Here is a 20,606-nt window from a genome sequence, read left to right on the forward strand (position 1 = left end):
TTAACTAAAGGTAATTATCATAAATAACAAAGGGTTGTTTTGTGATTGAGATTTTGGATTTTGCCCCGTATCCAGAGAGATACGCTCGGGCCAGCGAATTGGGACCCAGGTTGCTGAAAGTAAAGTCTGATATAGGTGGCCCGGTTCTCCATCTATTGCAGATGCGTCCGTTCGATGAAGGTGGCACCGAACTGCTTTGGGCTGCCGAGTTGAGTTCATCCAAGGGACTGGTGACCCTGAAAGGGCAAACCCGGGATGGCGCCTGTGTTTTTGGCAACCAATTTGGCGCTTTCTATCTGTACGACCCCGCGCAGCAGCAATGCCGTTTACTGCATGATTATAAAAGCAAATTTGGTAGTGTACAGGGTGTTGTCAACAGTGATGGTGATGCCTTGCTGGTGCTGTTTTATGAGATGGACAAGGATACGGACTTAACCTTGCAACGCCTGCCTCTTATTCCTGAAGTTAGCGCTGTCAGCGAGATTTCAGCCCAGCTGTATGATGAAGATTGTTTTGGCGGTGGTTATGACTATCTGGATGAAGATGGGCCTTACTTTTGTTTGAATAACACCAATCTCAATCAACGTCTTTATGCCGGGCCGGACAACAGCCTGCTTATGCATGTCATAGATGAAGACGAAGAACTGCACTACATGGTTCGCATTGATATCCAGGGAGAAGGGGTGAAGTTCAAGGTATTTCCCCTGGACGATTCAGTGCTTGAATGGGACCCTGAACCTGGGGCGATTGCTGTTTGTCCGCAACGAGCCCTGGCGGCCATCCCAGTGATTCGAGAGACAGATGCGGGTGTTGTCATTGGAGTTGAATGGCTCAATCTCGACAATGGTGAGCGCTCGGAGGCCGGAGTTGTGCGGCTTTGTGAAGACGAAGAGGATGCGCTTTTCCATCTCGAACAGTTGGATACTTCTATCTGGCAGGCCGATGGGCTGTGGCTGAGTTGGTCTGATGGTTTGGTGGTCAGGTTGGCATTGGATCCGCAAACGCCGCCTTTGACCCTCTTGGCAAAGGGGCAACTGCTGCATGTAGGTACAGAGTTGATCTTCTCGGATCGCGAAGAACTGCTGCGCTGCCCTTTCCCTGAGCCTGCACAGTGGCAAGGCAGCCCTATCCCGTTATCCCTGGAGTCCTGTCACTGGCAGCATAACTGGAGGCTGAGTGAGGCGCAGCGCCAGGCGCTGCAATGTTTTGGACATACGCTGATAAAGGTTGCCGATCTCGAAAGTACCGAAGGCCAGCTCGACGCGCTGCGCCAACTGCAGTCACTGACTCAGGATTGCAGCAAGCTGTTGCACGGCAAGACCTTGGCCTTTAGGTTTACCGATGGCAAACAGCAATGGGATGAGGCCCGTTTTTTCCAACGTTCAGCCTGTCACGCCGAAGCCTTGCCGCTGATGGCGCAAATTCTGCAGCAGTTTTGCCGCAGTTTTGACGGCAGTGATCAATGTGATGGCGCCAACTGGGGGACGCCGCTGGCCAGTTGTGCCTTGCAGTTGGGATTACAGGATGTGCAGTACCTGCCTCTTATTACCGAATACGGCAATGCACTGGATGTTGACCATGAAAACTTCTTTGGTGGTGAAGGCGATGCCTTGTATCAATTGAGTCTGCGCCATGGCAACAGCCCTGAATGGCAAGCATTTTTGAGCTTGCACTCTGATACCGAGGAGGATGAGGAATGGGATTGAGACAATCGGCCAACAGCATGGCGAGGGTGATTAGCGATCTCTTTGTTCAGCCAGAGTTTGGCGGGGCGGAAAAAGCCCGCGACCGGAGTCGCTATTTTATTGCGCTGCTGCCCATACTGGCTATCCATTATCAGTGGCAACTGGTGTACATGTTCTCACCTTCACTGCTGCTGGCAATCCAAGAGGTCGACTTCTTTATTTCACTGTTGGCTATCTTGGCAACTGGGCTACAACTCAGCATAGGTGCTGGGTTGCTGGCAGCGCATATTGCTATTGGTCGACGGGCGTTCGGGTATTTGGGCGGTGTGCCTCTGGCATTGGTGAACATCCTGTTCGGCTTCTCTTATCCAACGCTACTGAGCATGATCCAGTTTGACAAGACTATGCCTTGGCTTGGCTTGATGTTTGCCTTGGGCTGCGCTGTTGTTTGGCTGGTGGCGCAGTTATTGATTTACCTGTTTCGTCCTCCCTTGGTAAAAGTTGAACCGGAACACCCTTTACTGGCTCATCGTAAGGGGTGCGATCCCGATCGTCAGACGCCGGCGTTGGCTTTCTTTCGCAGCAGCATGATACTGGGGATCTGCAACGGATTGTTTCTCGGATGTCTAATCTTTATGGTGCAAACTTCCGGTTCCCCTTCTTTTGCGTTGCGCTCTCTGCTGCGGCTTGAAGGGCAGGGGACAGGGACGCTCATCATGTTTTGGTTACTGCCCAGCCTCTATTTCGGCTACAGGATTATCAGTCGCAGGGCTCGTAATCTGGGGTGGTCAGTCGCCAAGACGGTATGTTTGATGCTGTTTATTACTCTGCTGTTATTACCCGGGAGTGGTGTGGTGATCAGTCTGGCCCTGTCCTTTATGGACTCCTACGCCAGTTATATCCTTATCACACTCTCTCTCATGCTGCTTTGGGGAGCTATGCTTTCGACTTCACTGCTGAATATGATGCTGCTTTGGCTGGTGCCAAAGGACCCAAGAAGCAGTCGTGAAACCCAGGCCGCCTGGATGAAGCTGAAGCAGTAGCGAAGCGGCAGACTGACAGCCAGATTCTGCCGGTTGTTGGTACTTTGTCTGTATGGGGCCCCTGTGACTGTGGGCCCCTTGGCTTTTATGAATGACACCTCCCAGACTGGGCAAACTTGCAATCAAGAGCATAAATCCTTATGGTCTTAGGCGCTTTAATCAGCAACGACTGAGCGATTCAGCAATTCATACAAGCTGGACACAAACATCTCATCATGTAACATCCTATTGATTTACGTCACTTTTCGTACGTTTTCCGGATAAAGATAATCGACTGAATGGCCACTTGCGCCTATTTTATCCGGCATGGGCCCAGCCGCGGCCCCAGCTCCCGAACGGGGACGAACAGAAGAGCAAAAATATGAAAAAACACTTCGAACTCATAGATAAAACCACTTTCTTTGGCGCCCTGGGCTTGCTGCTTGCGGTGGTGATCCCGCTGGCTCTATTTCCTGCAGAAGGCGCCGAATGGATAGCCGTGGCCAAGGCGTTTATGACGGATAAGTTGGGTTTTGCTTACCTGTCGCTCGGCTTGGCGGCATTCTTCTTCATGATTTATATCATCTTCTCGGATATCGGCCAGATCAAGCTCGGCGATGCCGATGAAAAACCTGAGTTTGCCACAGCTTCCTGGGCGGCAATGCTGTTTTGCGGCGGTATAGGCGCCAGCATCCTCTATTGGGGCACGATTGAGTGGGCCTATTACTATCAACACCCGCCGTTCCAGCTTCAAGCCGGCAGTGAAGAAGCCGTGCGCTGGGCCGCCACTTACGGCATATTCCACTGGGGGCCCATCGCCTGGAGCATCTATTTGATCCCGGCCATCCCCATCGCTTATTTCTTTTATGTCCGCAGGCAACCAGTGCTCAAGGTGTCGGCGGCCTTGATGCCTGTCATAGGTGAAGGCCGCAGTCACGGTAAGCTCGGCAAGTTTATCGATGTATTGTTTATCTTCGGTCTGCTCGGCGGGGCGGCTACCACTCTGGGGTTGGCGGCGCCACTGATCAACGAAGGCCTGAGTTACCTGTTTGATCTGCCATCGACCACAGGCAGTCAGATAGCCGTATTACTTTTGTGTACTGCACTGTTTGCCTATTCCTCCTACAAGGGGATGGACGAAGGCATTAAAGTGCTGAGTAATATCAACTTCTGGGGCGCGCTGGCACTGCTGGCATTTATTCTGTTTGCCGGCCCTACCATCTTTATGCTGGAAACCGGCCTGGACTCTCTGGGGCGGATGCTGAGCAACTTCTTTATCATGGCGACCTGGGCCGAGCCTTTCGGTGGTTTGGGCACCTTTGAGAACACCCATTTTCCTCAGGACTGGACCATCTTCTATTGGGCCTGGTGGTTGGTGTTTGCCCCCAGCATGGGACTGTTTGTGGCGCGGATCTCCCGCGGCCGAACCATCAAACAGATGGTGGCCGGCTCGATTTTCTTCGGCTCCCTGGGCTGTGCCATGTACTTTATGATCTTGGGTAACTTCGGCTTGTCGTTGCAATTATCCGGTGAGCTGGATGTGGTGGCAATCCTCAATGATCAAGGGGCGACCAGGGCGATATTCGCCGTATTGGAGCAGTTGCCGTTCAGCTATCTGGTGATCGCTGTTTTCACCCTCCTGTGTATCATCTTTACCGCCACTACCTTTGATTCCATCTCTTATATTCTGGCGTCTGTGGTGCAAAACAATGTCACCGAGGAACCACTGCGCTGGAACCGCTTGTTCTGGGCCTTTACTCTGTCTTTTATGCCTTCGGTACTGATGTTTATGGGGGGGCTCGCCACTTTGCAGACAGCGGCTATCGTTGGTGGTTTGCCACTCTTGGTGATAGCCGTGATGCTGATGATGTCCGGGGTCAAGGCGGCCATGTTGGACCTGAGTCATCAGGATGGTTACGAGGATCCCGTGATTAATATTTCGGATTTGCCTGAGGTCGATCCCTGGAGTCGTGAAGGTCAGGCACTGGCCAAGTTTGAGCAATTGCGGGACAGCGCCATTGAAGCCGCCGACGCCGAGCGTGAAGCCCTGGATGCCATCTGGGAGCTGAAAAAACAGCTGCGCCGTGAAGCCTTGAGCCGCAGTGAGTCGCACCTGGAGTTGGGGGATGCGCCCGATGAGTCACTTGCCGAGTTGCAGCGCCTCACAGATGAAGCCATGGCGGCGAAGGAACGTAAGCTGCAAGCCTCGGAGCAAGCTCAGGCTGCCCGTATTACCTTCAACGAACTGATGCGGCAGAAACAGGAAGAGGAAGCGCAGCAGGCGCAGGAAGAAGCCAAGGCGCAGATTATTGAACGCCTCAACGGCCGCGACTCGTAACCTTATGGCCCGGTTTGCCGCCCGGGCCTAAAACGGCTAGAATTTTCGCCGCATAAATCAATTGAATATAGGATGTTTTACATGAATGGAGCGGGAGGGAGTTCCGGCGGTGTCGGTCAATTTTTTATTGGCCTTATCATGATGTGTGGTGGTGGTTACATGCTGCTCAACGCCATTAGGGTATCCAGCAGCTTTGGTCTGGGCACCCGCTTGTATGGTGTCCCCGCATTTGGCAGCCAATGGGGGATCACAGGTGGTATGATCCTGGTGCCCTTTATTCTGGGGGTTGGGATGATTTTCTATAACGGCAAGAATATTCTTGGCTGGTTATTGGCGATTGGCTCTATCACAGCGATGATCTTCGGGGTGATCTCTACCATTCACTTTAGCCTGCGCAGCATGAGCAGTTTTGATCTCTTGGTGATCCTGGTATTGCTGACAGGTGGCATAGGTTTGTTCCTGCGCTCACTCAAAGGCAGCTGAAACTATCTTAAAGAGGCGTTGCCGCATTGACCGGCAACGCCTCTTTAGCCTTAAAACAACTTGCCCAGCATACGCTTGACGACGCTCGACTCGTCTTGCTTGAATGGCTCTGCGTTTTCTTCGGTCAGACAATCAAACTTGGCGATGATTTCCAGCAGGCGTTTGCGCTCGTCTGCGGTCAGCTGCCTGGACATATCCGGCAGCCGCTGCTGGCTGGCCAAGTGAATAATAAAAGACTCAGGTTGCCGCCCTTCGTGCATGGCAAAATACACAGTGGCCTGTGGCGTCACACCTATCCTATCCAACCAGAGTAGCGCCCAGAACTCCTTGTCGGCTTCAAGTTGCAGGCTCACATCGACATCGCCGATGCTTGAGTGCCCAAGCGCTTCATCCTGCCAACGCTCGGCCATATTCAGATGGCCTTCGGCAACCAAATGGTTGACATAGGCTTCCCTGACACTGGGACAGCCCAACCAGTGCAGCCCTCGTTTCCCAAGACCGCTGAGAAACAGTGCCAGTCGCTCTCCCATCTCGGTAGGCAACAGCCAGACAAAGTCTGCCACGCCAACCTTGCCGCGATAATCGCTGTAGGGATCCCAACCTTGTAGAACCGGCAGTTTCAAGGCTTGTGGTGTCAGGTTTTCCAAGCCTTCGCCGCTTTGCAAATAGGCCTGTAACTTGTCATATACAGCCTTCGCCGCTGCCGGTTTGAGTCTTTGCTCCAGACCACGTTGCAGGCTGAGGTTAAATAGCTCAAAGGCTTGCTGCGGCAAGGGGCGCTCCGGGAAACAGGCCTTGAGATCGGCAATAAACCCCAGCATGGCCGTTTCATCGCAATAGTTTAGGGCATCCAACAGCTTTTGCTGAGCCAGCCAATGGCTGCGGCCTATCATGCTGTTATCTTCGGGATCGCCTTCGGCAAAGCTTGCCAATCGCTCGAGGTAACGTTGCCAGAAGCGCTCGTTGGCCGGCGCATAGCGCGCGATACGCCTGTCTTGCAGCAAAGTATGGGCATCCAGCTGCGCCTCGCTGACTCCCAGTGCCAGCAGCTTTTGATGCAGGCTCTGTTCTGTCTGCGGATCATCTATGGCGGCATATCCCTCATAGTTTGCGTAAAACTGACTGATGCGGCTGATAAGCACCATAGGCGCCAGTTTCAAAAGCAGTTGCCAGTGGCGCTTGGCCAGGATCTGCAGTTCGGTGTGAGCCTGTGGCAGTTGGCTATTTAACAGGAAAAACAGGCTGAGCAGGCCGCACTGGAAACCATCGTCCGGGAAAAACAACCAGTAGGCCGCTTGATGCTGGCTTATCTGGCTTCCGCGGGTTCCGCCATCCTTGTCCAGTAGCGAATCGGCAACGGCGGCCATAGTGCCTGCATCCTGCTGCTCCTTGGCCTCAGTGAGCCAGGCCTTGAGTGTCAAATGCTGCGGATTATCGCTATTGAAACTGCCACCATGCCGCTTGAAGACACGCATATAGGCAGTGAGGAAATGCTGTTCCAGCCAACCAAGCAGAGCCTGGGTTTCTGCCGCTGTGCACTCGGGGCGGCCGAGCCGATAGGCGGCATAGGCAACGCCTCCCAGGTGGGTCGGCAACTTGTCCAGTGCCGCCGGCAGACGATCGGCAATGGCTGCATCCAACTGTGCGAAGTCACTTTGCTTGCAGGTATGGCTAAGCAGGAAAAAAGGCAGCTCTTCCAAGCTGGGTAGTTGGCAGTCGCCTTGAGTTTGCCCGGAGCTCTTGCCACTTTCCTGCTCTGCCTGGGCGCTGCCGGTATCGGTTTTATCCTGCTCTGCCTGGGCGCTGCCGGTATCGGTTTTATCCTGCTGCCAGGGGGCGAGCCTGTCGTCCATCAGCCAGGCTTCGGCAACCTGTGCTTTGGGCTCAACGCCGAGCGCATCCTGCAGCGCCAGCGCCTCATCTTCCACCCTGTGCCCCAAGATCAATTGCTTCTTGACCTGATCCCGCCACAGCTCAGTGTCTTCAAGTTCCGCTTCTACCGGCCAGTCGTCCAGGCTGTAGAAGAATTCCAGTATTGGTTGGGTTTCTTCCTGCGTTTGTTCATCGGCATAGACCAGCAGCGGGGTTTGCTCCAGACGTTTGAGCAGCTGCGCCTTAAACCAGGCGTAATCGTCAGGATGCTCGGTAAAGTGTTCCAGCAGGCTGGGGTTGACTGGATCACCCTCGGCGGTTTGGAAAAAACAGCGGCGGCTCTGTTCGCCATCACAGTGCAGATAGGCGTGGATCAGTTCGCGGCGCCAGCCGAACTCCTCTACCAGTTTGCCCAGCAGTTCCACGGGTGTGTAGCCGCTGTCCAAATCCCAGTAAGGCACTAAAAAGGCGGCCAGATAATGACTCAGTTCGGGATATTGCCTGGCCAGCATGTAGAGGGCTTCCACCCCGAAGACGTTGTAGTCATCGAGAAAGAGATCGCTAAAGTCGTTACGACTGCGGGAGAAGGCCACCATGGCCTCGGCTGTTGCCTTGATCTCGTCCAATAGCTCGGGGAAGTTCAGCGCTGCGGCAAACAGCACGGCTTCAGTGCAATATTTAAAGGTGTGGTGCGCTCGAGCGGCGCTGAGTGCATGCACCAGCAAGTTGCGGTTGCCGCCGGCATCGTCATTGCTGAGTGGCTGCTGTTGCTCGTTGACAAACTCGATGTTGAACAGCAGGGAGCCTTCAAGACGAAAGGCGCTGCCATCGTGCAGGTGTTGCCGGTATTGCTGCAGCGCCAGGGCGATGCTGGCGGGATCTTGTGGCTTGAGGCTGATGCTGAGGGTTTTGTCGAACTGGGGCATATTGCTTCCTTGATATTAAATTAATGCTTTTGCCGGTCGCTGCCAGTAAGGCACTTCCTGTTAAACAACCGGCGACCGCGCCATGAGTCAGGGCGCGGCAGTTATCCGTTATTACTCGTTTATTGGGGTGTTCCCAACTGCTGTTTTATCAATGTCTTCCTTAAGAGCCTGCTATCTAAGAGCTCTTCTAAGAGCCTTGCGCCAAATCTTTGGCCAGTTGCCGGACCGCGGCAGACTCGTCTTGCAGGAAGGAGCTGAAAAGCTCGGCGTCAACCCCGGCTTGTGCCAGCAACTTCAGCAGGCGTACACGTCCGTCTATGGTCAAGAGCTGCGAGGTCTCCGGCAGTCGACCCTCATCGGCCAAATGTTTGAGGAAGGGCGCCGGGGCGCGGCCTTGGCTTACGGCGAAATAGACAGTGCTTTGCGGCGCTACGCCTATGCCGTCCAGCCAGCAGAGAGCCCAGTTTTCCTTGGCACTCTGAAAGGCTAACCCTGTGTCATAGTCGCTGTGACGCTTGTGTCCTACGCTTTGATCTTCCCAGCGCTGCGCCATCGAGAGACCACCCTCGGCAATGAGGTGGTTGACATAGGCCGTCTCCACACTCGGCCGGTGAAGCCAATACAGGCTTTGGGTTCCAAGGCCTGCGAGAAACAGGGCCAAACCTCGCCCTTGCGCTTCGGGCAATAGCCAGACAAAGTCGCTAAGCTCAGCCGCATCGGCGGGGTCGTCCGAGCGGCAAGGCACCCAGTCCTGTAACTCGGCCGTGGCTTGGGGCGTCAAGGGTTCAAGCCCTTCGCCCGATGTCAGATAAGCCTTGAGCTGGCGGCAGAGGCTTTGCGCCTGCTCTTCGGTAAATGATTTGCTGAAGCTTTGCCGCAGGCAAAGATCAAACAGTTCGAAAAACGCCTGCGGCAGAGGAGTCTCGGGGAAGTTGGCCTTGAGATGACCAAAAAAGCTCAGCCTCGGCAGCTCGCGGCCAGAGTCAAGCGCTTGCAACAACTGCTGCAGTTGCTGCCAGAGGCGGCGGCCTATTATGCTGTCATCCTCTGGGTCGGCTTCGGCAAACCGGCTAAGCCTGGTGATATAACTTTGCCAGAAGCGTTTATCGGCTGGGCGATAGGCAGCCACCTGTTGTTCTGTCAGTAGAGTATGAGCATCGAGCTGCGGCTCGCTGACACCCAGCTTGAGCAGATTTTGCCGCAATTCGGCCTCGATATGCTCATCATCAATGGCCGGATAGAAGGCGTAGTCAGCCCAGCAATAATAAATTTTTTCAATCAGTTGCAGCGGATCCAGTGTCAGCCATAGCTGCCAATGCCTTTGTGCCAGGGTTTTCAAGGCCTGCCACTGCGGCGCTTCGAGCTCCGGGGCGCAGAGCAGGAAATACAGCGCCAACAAGCCGTTTTGGAATCCTTTATTGCCATTGGACCATAAGAGTGCAATACGCTTTCCGTCCTTACTGGTATAGAGTATCTCAGAGGCAATTTGAGCCATCTTGGCAACATCGCCCTCGGTGTCTATATCCGCGAGCCAGCTCTTGAGAAGGCGATGTTCACGCCTTTTCTTTTGGTACTCTCCGCCCTCATAGAAGATATGGTGCTGAAACTGTAACGGCAACTGCTGCGCCAGCCAGCGAAGCAGCGCCGCGGCCTCGTTGGCCTTGTCGGCTTCCGGGCTTAAGCTGTTCGGCGAGTTCAGGCGGCTCAGGCGATAGGCGGCATAGGCGCAGGCGCCAAGGCTCTTGGGCAGTTCGGCCAGCGCGCAAAGCATCGCCTCTCCCACTTCGGCATCCAGCTCTTCCAGCTCACCAATCCTGAGATAGTCTTCCGGCTCTTCCAGGTCATAAAATAGCGCGGCATAGTCAGAGCCAGGCTCGCTATCATACTGATCCCAGTCATAGTCCTCTGCCAGAGCCTGCTCTTCCACGGTTTGCCATAGACTATGACGGTCGTCTTCCCGCCAGGCCTCAGCCACTATTACCAGAGGTTGGCTCTGCTCGCTCAGCTGCGCCAGCAAGGAAAGTGCTTCATCCTCTACCCGGTGACCCAAGATCAATTGCTGCTTGACCCGATCCCGCCACAGTTCAGTGTCGTCAATGTCAGCCCCTACCGGCCAGTCACCCAGACTGTAGAAGAACTCCAGTACCGTCTGGGTTTGTTCAAGCGGTTGTTCACTGGCATAGGCCAGCAGCGGGGTTTGTTCGAGACGCTTGAGCAGCTGCGTCTTAAACCAGGGGTAATCGTCCGGATGCCGGGCAAAATGTTCCTGCAGGCTGAGGTTGACTGAATTACCCTCTGTGGTCTGGAAAAAGCAGCGGCGATTCTGTTCGCCGTCGCAGTGCAGATAGGCGTGGATCAGTTCGCGGCGCCAGCCGAACTCCTCCACCAGTTTGCCCAGCAGTAACACAGGTTGGTAGAAGCTTTCCAAGTTCCAGTAAGGCACCAGAAAGGCGGCCAGATAATGGCTCAGCTCGGGATATTGCCTGGCCAGCATGTAGAGGGCTTCCACCCCGAAGACGTTGTAGTCATCGATAAAGAGATCGCTGGAGTCGTTGCGGCGGCGGGAGAAGGCCACCATGGCCTCGGCTGTGGCCTTGAGCTCGTCCAATAGCTCGGGAAAGTTCAGCGCTGCGGCAAAAAGTACCGGTTCGGTGTAAAAGCTGAGTCTGTGATCCCGGCGGGCAGCATCGAGGGCGTGTTCCAACAAGGGGCGGTTGGCACCGGCATCGTCACGGTTAAGCGGCCTTTGCTGCTGATTGACGAACTCAATATTGAACAGCAAGGAGCCATTGAGCCGAAAGGCGCTGCCGTCGTTCAGGTGTTGCCGGTATTGCTGCAGTGCCAGGGCGATGCTGGCGGGATCTTCTGGATTGAGGCTGACGCTGAGGGTCTTGTCGAACTGAGACATACTACTTCCTTGAAACTTGAGTCCTGCCCGGGCGCAGCTACTCAGTGGAACTTGCTGCTGTAGCCTGGGGCCCGGCTAGTCTAACGACTGAGACCTTGAGGGTAAACGCCTTATCCACCGCAGCGGTATTTTTGTGAAATTGGACGTGGCTTGAGGCCCAGTGTGGCGTAGCGCCCACTTTCCACCGGCAAGGGGCCTTGGCTGGCCGCAAGGGATTGCCCTTCACAGAGCAACTGGCTAGGGTTAGGAGCAAATCACCGAGCTAATAAGGAAGCAGCATGGCGCCAAGAGTTTGTTCCAGTGCATTGGAAGCGGTATCCCTGATAGGGAATGATGAATATATCTGGACCCACTCTATGGGAGCCACCCCCAGAGTCTTGCTGGAGGCGCTGGCACAGCATGCCATGACGCGGCAGAATCTGACCTTGCTGCAACTGCATACCGAGGAAGCCGAGGCGTTGAGTGTGCCCGAGCTTAAGGGGCATCTGCGCCATCGCTGTTTCTTTGGCGGCGCCCCGACCCGCGCCCTGCTGGCCAGTGGCGAGGCGGATTATGTGCCTGTCTTTTTATCCGAGGTGCCCAAGCTGTTTCGCTCCGGCGAGCAACCCATAGATACGGCGCTGGTACAGGTGTCACCGCCGGACAGCCATGGCAACTGTTCGCTGGGGATCAGTGTCGAAGCCAGTCGCGCCGCTTGTGATGTGGCCGGCCGGATCATAGCCCATATCAACCCGCAAATGCCGCGCACCCATGGCGACAGCTTTGTACCCTATGACCGCTTTGCCGCCGTGTATGAACAGAGTTCGCCTTTGCCCGAACACCCCATGGCCGGAGCCGATGCCATCAGCCAGGCTATCGGCAAGCATGTAGCCTCTCTGGTTGAAGACGGCGATTGCCTGCAGATGGGCATAGGTGCCATTCCGGATGCCGTATTGGGGCAGTTGGCGGACAGACGAAACTTAGGGATCCACACCGAGCTGTTTTCCGACGGCATTCTGGCGCTTTATCGCTCCGGGGCGATTAACAACAGCCGCAAGAAGGTGCATCCGGGGAAGTTGGTCACCGGCTTTGCGCTTGGCAGCCGCGCCCTCTATGACTTTGTCGATGACAACCCCGAAGTACTGTTTCTGGATATAGAGCAGGTTAATGACACCTCGGTTATCCGCCGCAACCCGCAGGTAATGGCCATCAACTCGGCGCTGCAAGTGGATATTTCCGGCCAGGTGTGCGCCGACTCCATAGGTACCCGAATCTATTCCGGGGTAGGCGGGCAGATGGACTTTATTCGCGGCGCCGGTCTTTCTCCCGGCGGACGCTCGGTTATCGCCCTGCCGAGCACGGCCGCCAATGGCGCGCTTTCCCGTATCGCGCCTGTGCTGAGCCCAGGTGCCGGGGTAGTGACTACCCGGGCCCATGTGCACTATATTGCCACCGAATATGGTTGTGCCAACCTCAGGGGCCGCAGTATCCGCGAGCGGGCCAGAGCCTTAATCGACATAGCGCATCCGGATTTTCGCGAATCCCTGTGCCGGGAGACATTCGAGCTCTGGGGTTTGAGTATTTGAGTTAACGCTCATTAGGTAAAACTTAACGCTGTTATCATGGTGTTAACTTTGTATACCGGGTAAGATGCGGTCAATCTCTTATCGCGGTAGGTTCCATGAGCGACAGCAGCTTCTTTTTGGGTGATTGGCAGGTCGATCCCGGCAGCAATAGTTTGCGGCTGGGAAAGCGCCTGCGGCAGTTGGAACCCAAAGCCATGGATGTGCTGCTGTATCTGTGTCGTCGCAGCGGCGAGGTAGTCAGCAGCGATGAGCTGCTGGATGCCTGTTGGCCCGGCAGCGACACGGGCGATAACCCGCTGCATAAGACCATCAATCAGCTGCGCCGGGGGCTGGACGACAAGGCCGGCGATCCTTCTTTCATCGAAACTATCCGCAAACGCGGCTATCGAATTGTAGCCGATGTCCGTTTCCCCATCGGCCACGAAGCCAGTTTGCCGTCGCTGGCCTGGAGCCAGGGCTCACCATTTCCCGGGTTAAAACCCTTTAGCGCCGATTATGCCGGGGTGTTTTTCGGCCGCAGCGAACAGATCAACGCCTTACTGGAACGCATAGCCAGGCAGATTAAACATGGCCGCGGGTTTTGCTTGCTGCTTGGCCCCAGCGGCAGCGGTAAGTCGTCGCTGATCAACGCAGGCATTTTGCCCAATCTGACTTCGCCTCAGGGCTTTCACGGCATAGGCCTGGCCTGCTATTCGATACTGGATCTGGCCGATGTCGCCGAAGATCAACTGCTGCTGGAATTGGCCGCCGCCATGCTCGACTGGGAGCTGGACGATGCGCCGGTTTTGGCAGGCTACAGCGCCGAAACGCTGGCTCATGCACTGGAACAGGATATCGACAGCCTCTGCGCCCAACTCTGCCGGGCGCTGCCGTCCCAAAGTTGGCAGAAGCCCAGGTTCGGCCTGTTTGTCGACCGTCTGGAAGTGCTGCTGTCTTCGCCGCGCTTCTCGGCCGCCGCCCGTGAGCAGGGGCTGGCGCTGCTCGACACCCTGGCGCGTTCCGGAGCCGTATTGCTGCTCAGCGCCTGTCGCAATGAATTCTACCCTCAGGTGGTTGCCAGCCCCAGCTTGATGGCGGGCAAGGGCAATGGCGCCCATTTCGATCTCTTGCCGCCCAGCCGTCAGGAACTGCTGCAGATGATACGCTTGCCGGCCGCAGCCGCAGGCTTGAGTTGGGAATTTGACCCTGAATCGGCACTGGGCTTGGATGAGCTGCTGTGCCGTGAGGCCGCCAGTAACCCGGATGCCCTGCCCATGTTGCAGTATATGCTGCAGGCCCTGTATCTGCAGCGCAGTGACGACAACCAGTTGCAACTGGCGGTTTATCACCGCTTGGGTGGGCTGGCCGGAGCCATAGGCCAGGCCGCCGAAGATGCCATCGCCTCTTTGTCGAGCTCGCAAAGGGCGGCCTTACCGCGGGTGCTGTCGCTGCTGGTGACCCTCAGGGAAGATGAGCAGTCGGTCACCAGTCGCAGCGCCAGATATTCCGAATTGGCCACGGATGCCGAGCGCGCCTTGGTACAGGCCTTGGTCGACAGTCGGCTGTTTGTCTCCCATCTGGAGGACAGCGAACCCGGTTTCAGCATAGCCCATGAAGCCTTGCTCAGACGTTGGTCCAGGGCCAGAGACTGGATAGATAGCCACAGGGAAGGGCTGGCGGCCAAGGCCAGGCTATTCCATCAGGCCAGGCGCTGGCAGCAACAGCAGTGCAGTCGCGATTTTCTGCTGCCCCAGGGCAAGCCACTGACCGAAGCGCTGGCGCTGAAAAACGATCCCCTGCTGGAGCTGGATCCAGTCAGCGAAAGCTATGTTGCCGCCTCCAGCGCCAGAGGGCAGCGCCAGCGGCGCCTCAAGGGCGCGACTTTCATGCTTTTATGCCTCTTGACCCTCATCTCGGTATTCATGAGTTATCGCAGCGTTGAAGCCGAGCAGCAGGCGCAGGCCAAGCGCCTGGCGGCAGAAGACTTGCTGGGCTTTATGGTGGGTGACTTTGCCGACAAGCTGCGCAGCATAGGCCGGATGGATCTGCTCGATGGTGTCAGCAACAAGGCGCTGGATTATTTTCGCGAGGCCGACAGCAGCCTGAGTGAGGCGGCGCTGTTTCGCCATGGCCAGACACTGGAAGCCATGGGTGAGGTGGCCTATTCCCGTGGCCGGGTGGATGAAGCGGAAAAGGCGCTGCTGGCCGCCAGAGACAAACTCTTGCCACTGCTGTCCGGCAGTACAGATCAGCTGGAGCTGTTAAAGACCCTTGGCGCCAATGCCTTTTGGCTTGGGCAACTCAAGTATGACCAGAGCGATTGGCAGGGCACCCGCCCCTGGCTTGAGGCTTATCTGCAACACAGCCAGGCCATGTACCGACTGGCGCCGGACAACAGCGAAGCGCTGATGGAACTTTCCTACGCCCATAACTCTCTGGGGTCTTTATCGATGAAGCTGCAGGACTTCAGCAAGGCGCGCCAGGGCTTTGAAGAATCGCTGCGGCTCAAGCTGATCGCACTGGCCGAGTCGCCGGATGACCCTCAGCGGCTGGCTGATGTCGCCAATGCCCGCTCATGGCTAGCCAGTGCTGCCAGTGCAGATGGGGATATCTTGGCGGCGTTGACCATTCATCAACAAATCCTGGCTGAACTGGGGGGGGATGAACAGATTTCCGAGGCCTATTTGGCGGAGCGGCTGGTCGCCAATTTGAGAGTGTATGTGGAGCTGCTGGATCGTATTGACAGACAAGATGAGGCATTCAACATTACCACCCTTGCTCTTAAGGTTGCAAAGCAGGCATTGAAACAGGATCCGGAAAACATGCTTTGGCGTAGGGATGCCTACCATCTTCAGGTATATATGCTTGCGTTAAAAACAGATACCTCGTACTCAGACATCAAACGGGAGTTGGTCGATCTTGAAAGTGAGATAAAGCAGGACAACATTTTGACTGAGCTATCCCGGCAAGAGTTGAGTGGATTGCTTTACTTGGCGGCGTCAAGACAACTTGAAAAAAATGGGAATTATAGTGCCGCGAGTGCTTATGTTACTCAATCAATCGCAGTATTTGAGAAATTGCATGAAAAAAGTCCGAAAAAGGTTTCATATCTTATTAATGTATCGGATGGGGAAATATTAAAGGCGAGCCTTTTAAAAGCATCAAACCCAACTGACATTATGGTTTCTGAGTATTGTCAGAAGGTTGCTACTCGTCTGAGCTCTTTTATCGAGAAAGATAAAAGACCAGGGTTTGTTATGCCTTACTTAAAATCGTTAGATTGCCTTGATGACCCAAAAACTGCTCGGCAGCTTTTTGCCGAGTTAAAAGCCCGTGGCTATCCCAAGCTGGATGGCTATCAATAACCTGTACAACAAGGATGAAAGTTATGTCTGTACCCGTAAAAAATATCATTGTCACCATTACTCTGGATGATAACCGCGTGCCTCAGTTTGCCTATGAGCCGGACGGCCCAGTAGTGGTAGATAAGCCCAACACTCATATTATCTATAAGCTGCAGGACAAGACAGATATGGATCTGGCCTTTGTCGGCGCTTCTTTCGATACTCCCTTCGACGGCATTATCGATGCAGTCAAAACCGAGGCACCGGACATGTTGATACTGATGGACACCAACTCTGTAGTGGGTAAGACAGGCTTTAGGTTGATCCTCAGTAACAGCAGCAATACTTTACTGGTTTCCAGCCAGGACCCCGAGATCATTAACAGACCTGACTAATTTTGATATTGACCCCAGCTTGATTGCACTAATTGGAGTGGTATCTGTCTCTGATGCCACTTATTAAGTTTGTTATCTCCACATAAGGCATGTGGAGCGAATTGACATGGAGTCGTTATGCGTATTGCTTTGATGGTCAGCGTGTTGCTGGCAAGCTTTCCCCTGGCACTGAGTGCCGCTACTCAGGCCGAGATCGATATGGCGATGGCGCCGGTAAAGAGTGACGCCGAGTTGCAACTCTTGCTGGCCGAGCCTTCGCCGTTGGAGCCCTTGGGGCAGTCTTTACCCGCCTTTATCAATAGTTTGGTGTTTGACGAGCAGGGGCTGGTGAAGCTGGATCGCCGGCTGTTGCAACAACAACTGAGTGCTTCGGAAGTCTATCGGATCCTGGCGCTGTTTGGCTGGCAGTCACGGATGGCCGAGTTTGACCAGGCGGCGCAGCTGAGCCAAACCGACAGCCTATTGTTGAGGCCGCGTTTACCTTACTGTCACGTCAGTGAGCCAGTGGTGCTGAGTGTTACTCTGGATAACGCCCGGCAGGCGAGCTTTCACTATTCGCAGCAGGGCGTGGAGTGCAGTGGTGATGTGGTGGTCAGTGAACCTGCGGTGCTCACCTACCAACTGTTGAACCTGGAAGATTCTCCGGCCGGGCTGAAGTTTGTTGGTGCCGCCTTCACCAATCCCTTCGATGGTCATATCGATCGGGTCGAGGTCAGCGCCGATGGCCTGACGCTGCAGCTGCATGACTCTATGCGCAACCCAGGCACAGGCAAGTATCAATTCCTGTTCAGCAGTGATGAATCGTCGCTCTTGCTGGCCAGCCCGGATCCTCAGGTTATTAATCGACCCAAACTTTAAATCCGGCTTGATTGCATTAATCGGAGTGGTGTCTGTCTCAGATGCCACTCATTAGAGATATTCTGCTTGTTCTCATTTCAGTGTGGGGGCTCTAATCTTAAAGCTGTCACTAAGGATATAAAGTAATTATTCCCTCCGATCCGTGCCGATCGGGGGATTCTTTCCCGCCCGAAAAGCTCCTATGGTTGCCAATCATTGCCGCATTTCTGTAGTTGGACGCCTTTCCTGTCTACAGAAGGTTTGAATTATTAACGATATTTTTCAATAAATTACATCGTAAGCTTATCAGAAGGTTAGCCTTGTACGTACGCGCTAGAGTTATCCCTGTCGAAATTGAACAACCCGCAGGTCGGGAGGGAGAACAGCATGGCAAGCCCCTACAGCAATGAAGCTGGTTTTAGTCAGTGTGAGTGTGACAGCGAGGCTCTGGCGACCCTGATTGAGTGCATGCAGCAACCTATGGTGCTGGCCGATGGTGATGGCAAAGTGCTGGCGGTGAACTCTCCGGCGGCCGAGCTGCTGGGCGATCAGAGCGAAACCTTTGCCGGTGAATTCTGGCATACCTGGTTGGCGGCGCCTTATCGTAGCCGCTACGCCAGCATGTTCAGCAGCCAATACGGTCGCCAGGTACCGCTGCAACATGGTCCCTGGGAGGTATTGCTCAGACGTGTCGATGGGGTCGAGCTGCCGGTGAATCTATCGCTCTCCTTTATTCAGGGCTTGCTGCCGCTGTTTGTGATTGGTTTGCATGATCTCAGCGGTCACAGGGATGAGATTAAACGCCTGTCCACCCTGGCGGCGACCGACTATTTGACCGGACTGGCCAATCGTCGCACCTTTACCGAGACACTGGAACGCCAGTGGCAGCAGTGTGTCGATAAGCACAAGCCCATCAGCACCTTGATCATAGATGCCGACCATTTCAAGCAGTTCAACGATCAGCATGGTCACCTGATGGGGGACGAATGCCTGAAATTGATGGCCAAGACCATAGCCGCGGCGTTGCCATCGCCCCAGTGTTTGGCGGCGCGTTTTGGCGGTGAGGAGTTTGCCCTGGTGTTGCCCGGATTCAACAGCGCCATGGCCTGGGTGGTGGCCGAGCAGATAGCCGAGGCCATTCGTAGCCTGGACTTTGTCAAATTGGGGCTGAGCCGTGAGGTTTGTGTCAGTGTCAGCCAGGGGATTGCCACTGAGATCAATGGCCAGTACCGCACGGCCGAGGCCATGCTCAGCGCGGCGGACACAGCCCTGTACCGGGCCAAGAGCGATGGCCGCGACAGGATCAAGTTATCCGCCTGAGGAGGAGAGGATGAACTGGTATGTGATGACGCTGATGCCCAGTGCCCGGGAGCGGGCCGACTGGTTTGTCGATATTCAGCTGCGGCGCTACAGCCATTCGCCGAAAAAAGCCGCCCTGAGACTGTGGAAGGGCTACTGCACCGAGCCTTTGGTCAGGCAACTGCTGAGCGATTTACAACAGATAGCCGCGGCTGAGGGGCAACTCCCGGCGGAAGAGCAGCGCTATTTGCAGGCCTTGTTGGGCCACTTCGACTGGTTGGCGAGTCAGCAACAGATGCGTTTGAGTCTCTCCTGAGCCTCACTGTGAAAGTGATAGAGGGCATCCTGAGGTTTGTCCTGACGCCAAAGTGCCTTGTTATCCAGGCCCAGCAACAGGGCGCGCAGGATAATCCCTGTCAGGCCGTGCGACACAAGGATCACCCGCTCCGGGGTTGCCGGATCGGTCAGCCAATGTGCCAGCCGCTGTTGCACCTGGGGTAGTGTTTCTGCGCCCGGGCCCTGCAGATACCAGTCATTGCGCCCGGCAAGCTCGGGTCTGGCGGCGTGGATATCGGCGACCCGGGTCTGCTCCCATTCACCTAAACCGCATTCAATAACCCTGGGCTCGGCAATAATGGTGCCGGGATCCCGGCAAAGCACTTCTGCCACCAGAGTCGCCGTTTCCATGGCCCTTCCCAGCGGGCTGGAAACCAGCTGAAATTCTTGTTGAGGATTTCTTGCCGATTGCAGTCGTTGTTGCAGGACAACACCATAAGCTCTTGCCTGCGCCCTGCCGAGTTCGGTCAGCGGTGAGTTACAGTGTCCCTGCAGCTTACCGGCGGCATTAAACTCAGTCTGGCCGTGGCGTAGTATAAATATTTCCTTTGGCATGGCGGTCAATTCCCGATACTGCTTAAACGGTTGGCTGCAAAAGAGGGTACTCCCCGGCTGGGGAAGGAGCAAGCTGGGGCTGAATACTAGCGGCACACTTGCCATGGGCTTCCTGTCCATCTGCACCGCAGGTGATGGGCTGCAGCTTAGCTGGCAGCTAAAACCAGCAGCTAAACCAAAGGTCATTGGTGAGTTTTGCCTGAAGCTATGATAGCCGCTGTGCCAGCGGCCTAAAGTCGTGGTGTTCCACACCGGGCAAGGGGCTTTGCTTGTCCAAAGCCCCTTGCATCCCCAAGGACACCCCGACGTAGCCGAAATCCCTGCTGGCTTATGAAGCAAATTGGCTACACTCAGGACTCGCCAAATGCATCCATGCATAACGGCCAGCTCGCCTTCCTTGGCTCGCGCTCATGAACTTGTCGCTTCGCAACATTCGCCCTGCTCGACCTTCGAGCCTCGACCTCCCTGTCTCGGCTACGCCAATTTGCAACAACGCCAGCGGCGGCTCCGGAGGGGTAGCGGTGCAATTCTGTAATGATAGCGTTGCTTGAAATTGCAGATAGACCCACAGGCATACGCCTAATTCCAGGCACAGGCGGAACTGTGACCGTCGAAAACAGGGACGTTTTCGTCGAGGCTACAGGGACGTATTCACGCCGAGTCACAGGAGCGCCTGTGCGAGAGCGCACCGCAGGTGATGGGCTGCACCGTGGCCGGAAGCTAGGCCAGCACTAACTTAAGAACTTTTAGCTAGAAGCAAAGCTATGATAGCCGCTGTGCCAGCAGCCTAAAGTCGTGGAGCAAGTGCATCCATGCACAAGGGCCAGTTCGCCATCCCTGGCTCTCGCTCGTAGCCGGTCGCTACGCGACACTCGCCGCCCCACACCCGAGGAAAGGGGGCTGTATCGACTCGCCCCCTTTCCAAACCCCCAGCGACCCGCGACGCAGCGGAAAACCCCTTGTGCTGATGATGCCAATTCGCTATCGCGCCAGACGCTCAGAGTCACATCCATGTGACTCTGGCCCAGCTCAACATCCTGTTTCGCGCTCGTTAGCTCGTCG

At 55.4% G+C, this 20,606-nt stretch carries 13 protein-coding genes; 10 read left to right on the forward strand and 3 right to left on the reverse strand.

All coding sequences use genetic code 11. The features are described 5' to 3' along the window. Positions 1–41: 41 nt before the first annotated feature. The 4 genes from ACMHXI_RS04295 (at position 42) to ACMHXI_RS04310 (ending at position 5,528) form a co-directional block, all read left to right on the forward strand. Positions 42–1,706, forward strand: coding sequence for a hypothetical protein (locus ACMHXI_RS04295; protein WP_413734105.1), 1,665 nt, complete (start codon positions 42–44; stop codon positions 1,704–1,706). Continuing rightward, the gene (locus ACMHXI_RS04300) at positions 1,697–2,728 is read left to right on the forward strand and encodes a hypothetical protein (protein WP_025888040.1); all 1,032 of its coding nucleotides are present in this window, start codon (positions 1,697–1,699) and stop codon (positions 2,726–2,728) included. Before ACMHXI_RS04295 ends, ACMHXI_RS04300 begins: the two co-directional genes overlap by 10 nt. Positions 2,729–3,089: 361 nt before the next feature. After that, entirely contained in the window at positions 3,090–5,045 is a 1,956-nt protein-coding gene (locus ACMHXI_RS04305) for a BCCT family transporter (RefSeq protein ID WP_025888042.1), read from the forward strand. A gap of 81 nt (positions 5,046–5,126) precedes the next feature. Further along, the gene (locus ACMHXI_RS04310; protein ID WP_028779543.1) at positions 5,127–5,528 is read left to right on the forward strand and encodes a hypothetical protein; all 402 of its coding nucleotides are present in this window, start codon (positions 5,127–5,129) and stop codon (positions 5,526–5,528) included. Positions 5,529–5,578: 50 nt separating this feature from the next. On the opposite strand, the gene ACMHXI_RS04315 is transcribed toward ACMHXI_RS04310, so the two are convergent. Together ACMHXI_RS04315 and ACMHXI_RS04320 are read right to left on the reverse strand one after the other, a co-directional pair. Beyond that, on the reverse strand, positions 5,579–8,326 hold the full coding sequence (locus tag ACMHXI_RS04315) for a hypothetical protein (RefSeq protein ID WP_413734108.1): 2,748 nt from the start codon (positions 8,324–8,326) through the stop codon (positions 5,579–5,581). A gap of 187 nt (positions 8,327–8,513) precedes the next feature. Then, complete coding sequence (locus ACMHXI_RS04320; protein WP_413734110.1) at positions 8,514–11,234, reverse strand: hypothetical protein; 2,721 nt, start codon at positions 11,232–11,234, stop codon at positions 8,514–8,516. A gap of 278 nt (positions 11,235–11,512) precedes the next feature. Here ACMHXI_RS04320 and ACMHXI_RS04325 point away from each other — a divergent pair, with 278 nt between their 5' ends. From ACMHXI_RS04325 to ACMHXI_RS04350, 6 genes are all read left to right on the forward strand, one after another. Continuing rightward, positions 11,513–12,799, forward strand: a complete 1,287-nt coding sequence (locus ACMHXI_RS04325) for an acetyl-CoA hydrolase/transferase family protein (RefSeq protein WP_107110468.1) — start codon at positions 11,513–11,515, stop codon at positions 12,797–12,799. Positions 12,800–12,894: 95 nt separating this feature from the next. Then, positions 12,895–16,143, forward strand: a complete 3,249-nt coding sequence (locus ACMHXI_RS04330) for a winged helix-turn-helix domain-containing protein (RefSeq protein WP_413734112.1) — start codon at positions 12,895–12,897, stop codon at positions 16,141–16,143. A 23-nt stretch (positions 16,144–16,166) separates the two neighbouring features. After that, entirely contained in the window at positions 16,167–16,517 is a 351-nt protein-coding gene (locus ACMHXI_RS04335; protein WP_218997615.1) for a DP-EP family protein, read from the forward strand. A 117-nt stretch (positions 16,518–16,634) separates the two neighbouring features. Further along, positions 16,635–17,375 carry a DP-EP family protein gene (locus ACMHXI_RS04340; RefSeq protein WP_109248682.1) on the forward strand — a complete coding sequence of 247 codons (741 nt, stop codon included), beginning with the start codon at positions 16,635–16,637 and terminating at the stop codon, positions 17,373–17,375. 366 nt (positions 17,376–17,741) lie between these two features. After that, complete coding sequence (locus ACMHXI_RS04345; RefSeq protein ID WP_109248681.1) at positions 17,742–18,674, forward strand: sensor domain-containing diguanylate cyclase; 933 nt, start codon at positions 17,742–17,744, stop codon at positions 18,672–18,674. 10 nt (positions 18,675–18,684) lie between these two features. Next, positions 18,685–18,969 (forward strand): hypothetical protein, encoded by a 285-nt coding sequence (locus tag ACMHXI_RS04350; protein ID WP_028779536.1) that lies wholly within the window; start codon positions 18,685–18,687, stop codon positions 18,967–18,969. On the opposite strand, the gene ACMHXI_RS04355 is transcribed toward ACMHXI_RS04350, so the two are convergent. Continuing rightward, positions 18,939–19,544: a histidine phosphatase family protein gene (locus ACMHXI_RS04355; RefSeq protein ID WP_187575133.1), complete on the reverse strand. Its 606-nt coding sequence runs from the start codon at positions 19,542–19,544 to the stop codon at positions 18,939–18,941. The genes ACMHXI_RS04350 and ACMHXI_RS04355 overlap by 31 nt on opposite strands. Positions 19,545–20,606 lie beyond the last annotated feature (1,062 nt).

The sequence above is a fragment of the Shewanella sp. BJSY2023SW005 genome, from assembly GCF_047314585.1.
In the GTDB taxonomy this organism is placed as follows: domain Bacteria; phylum Pseudomonadota; class Gammaproteobacteria; order Enterobacterales; family Shewanellaceae; genus Shewanella; species Shewanella algae.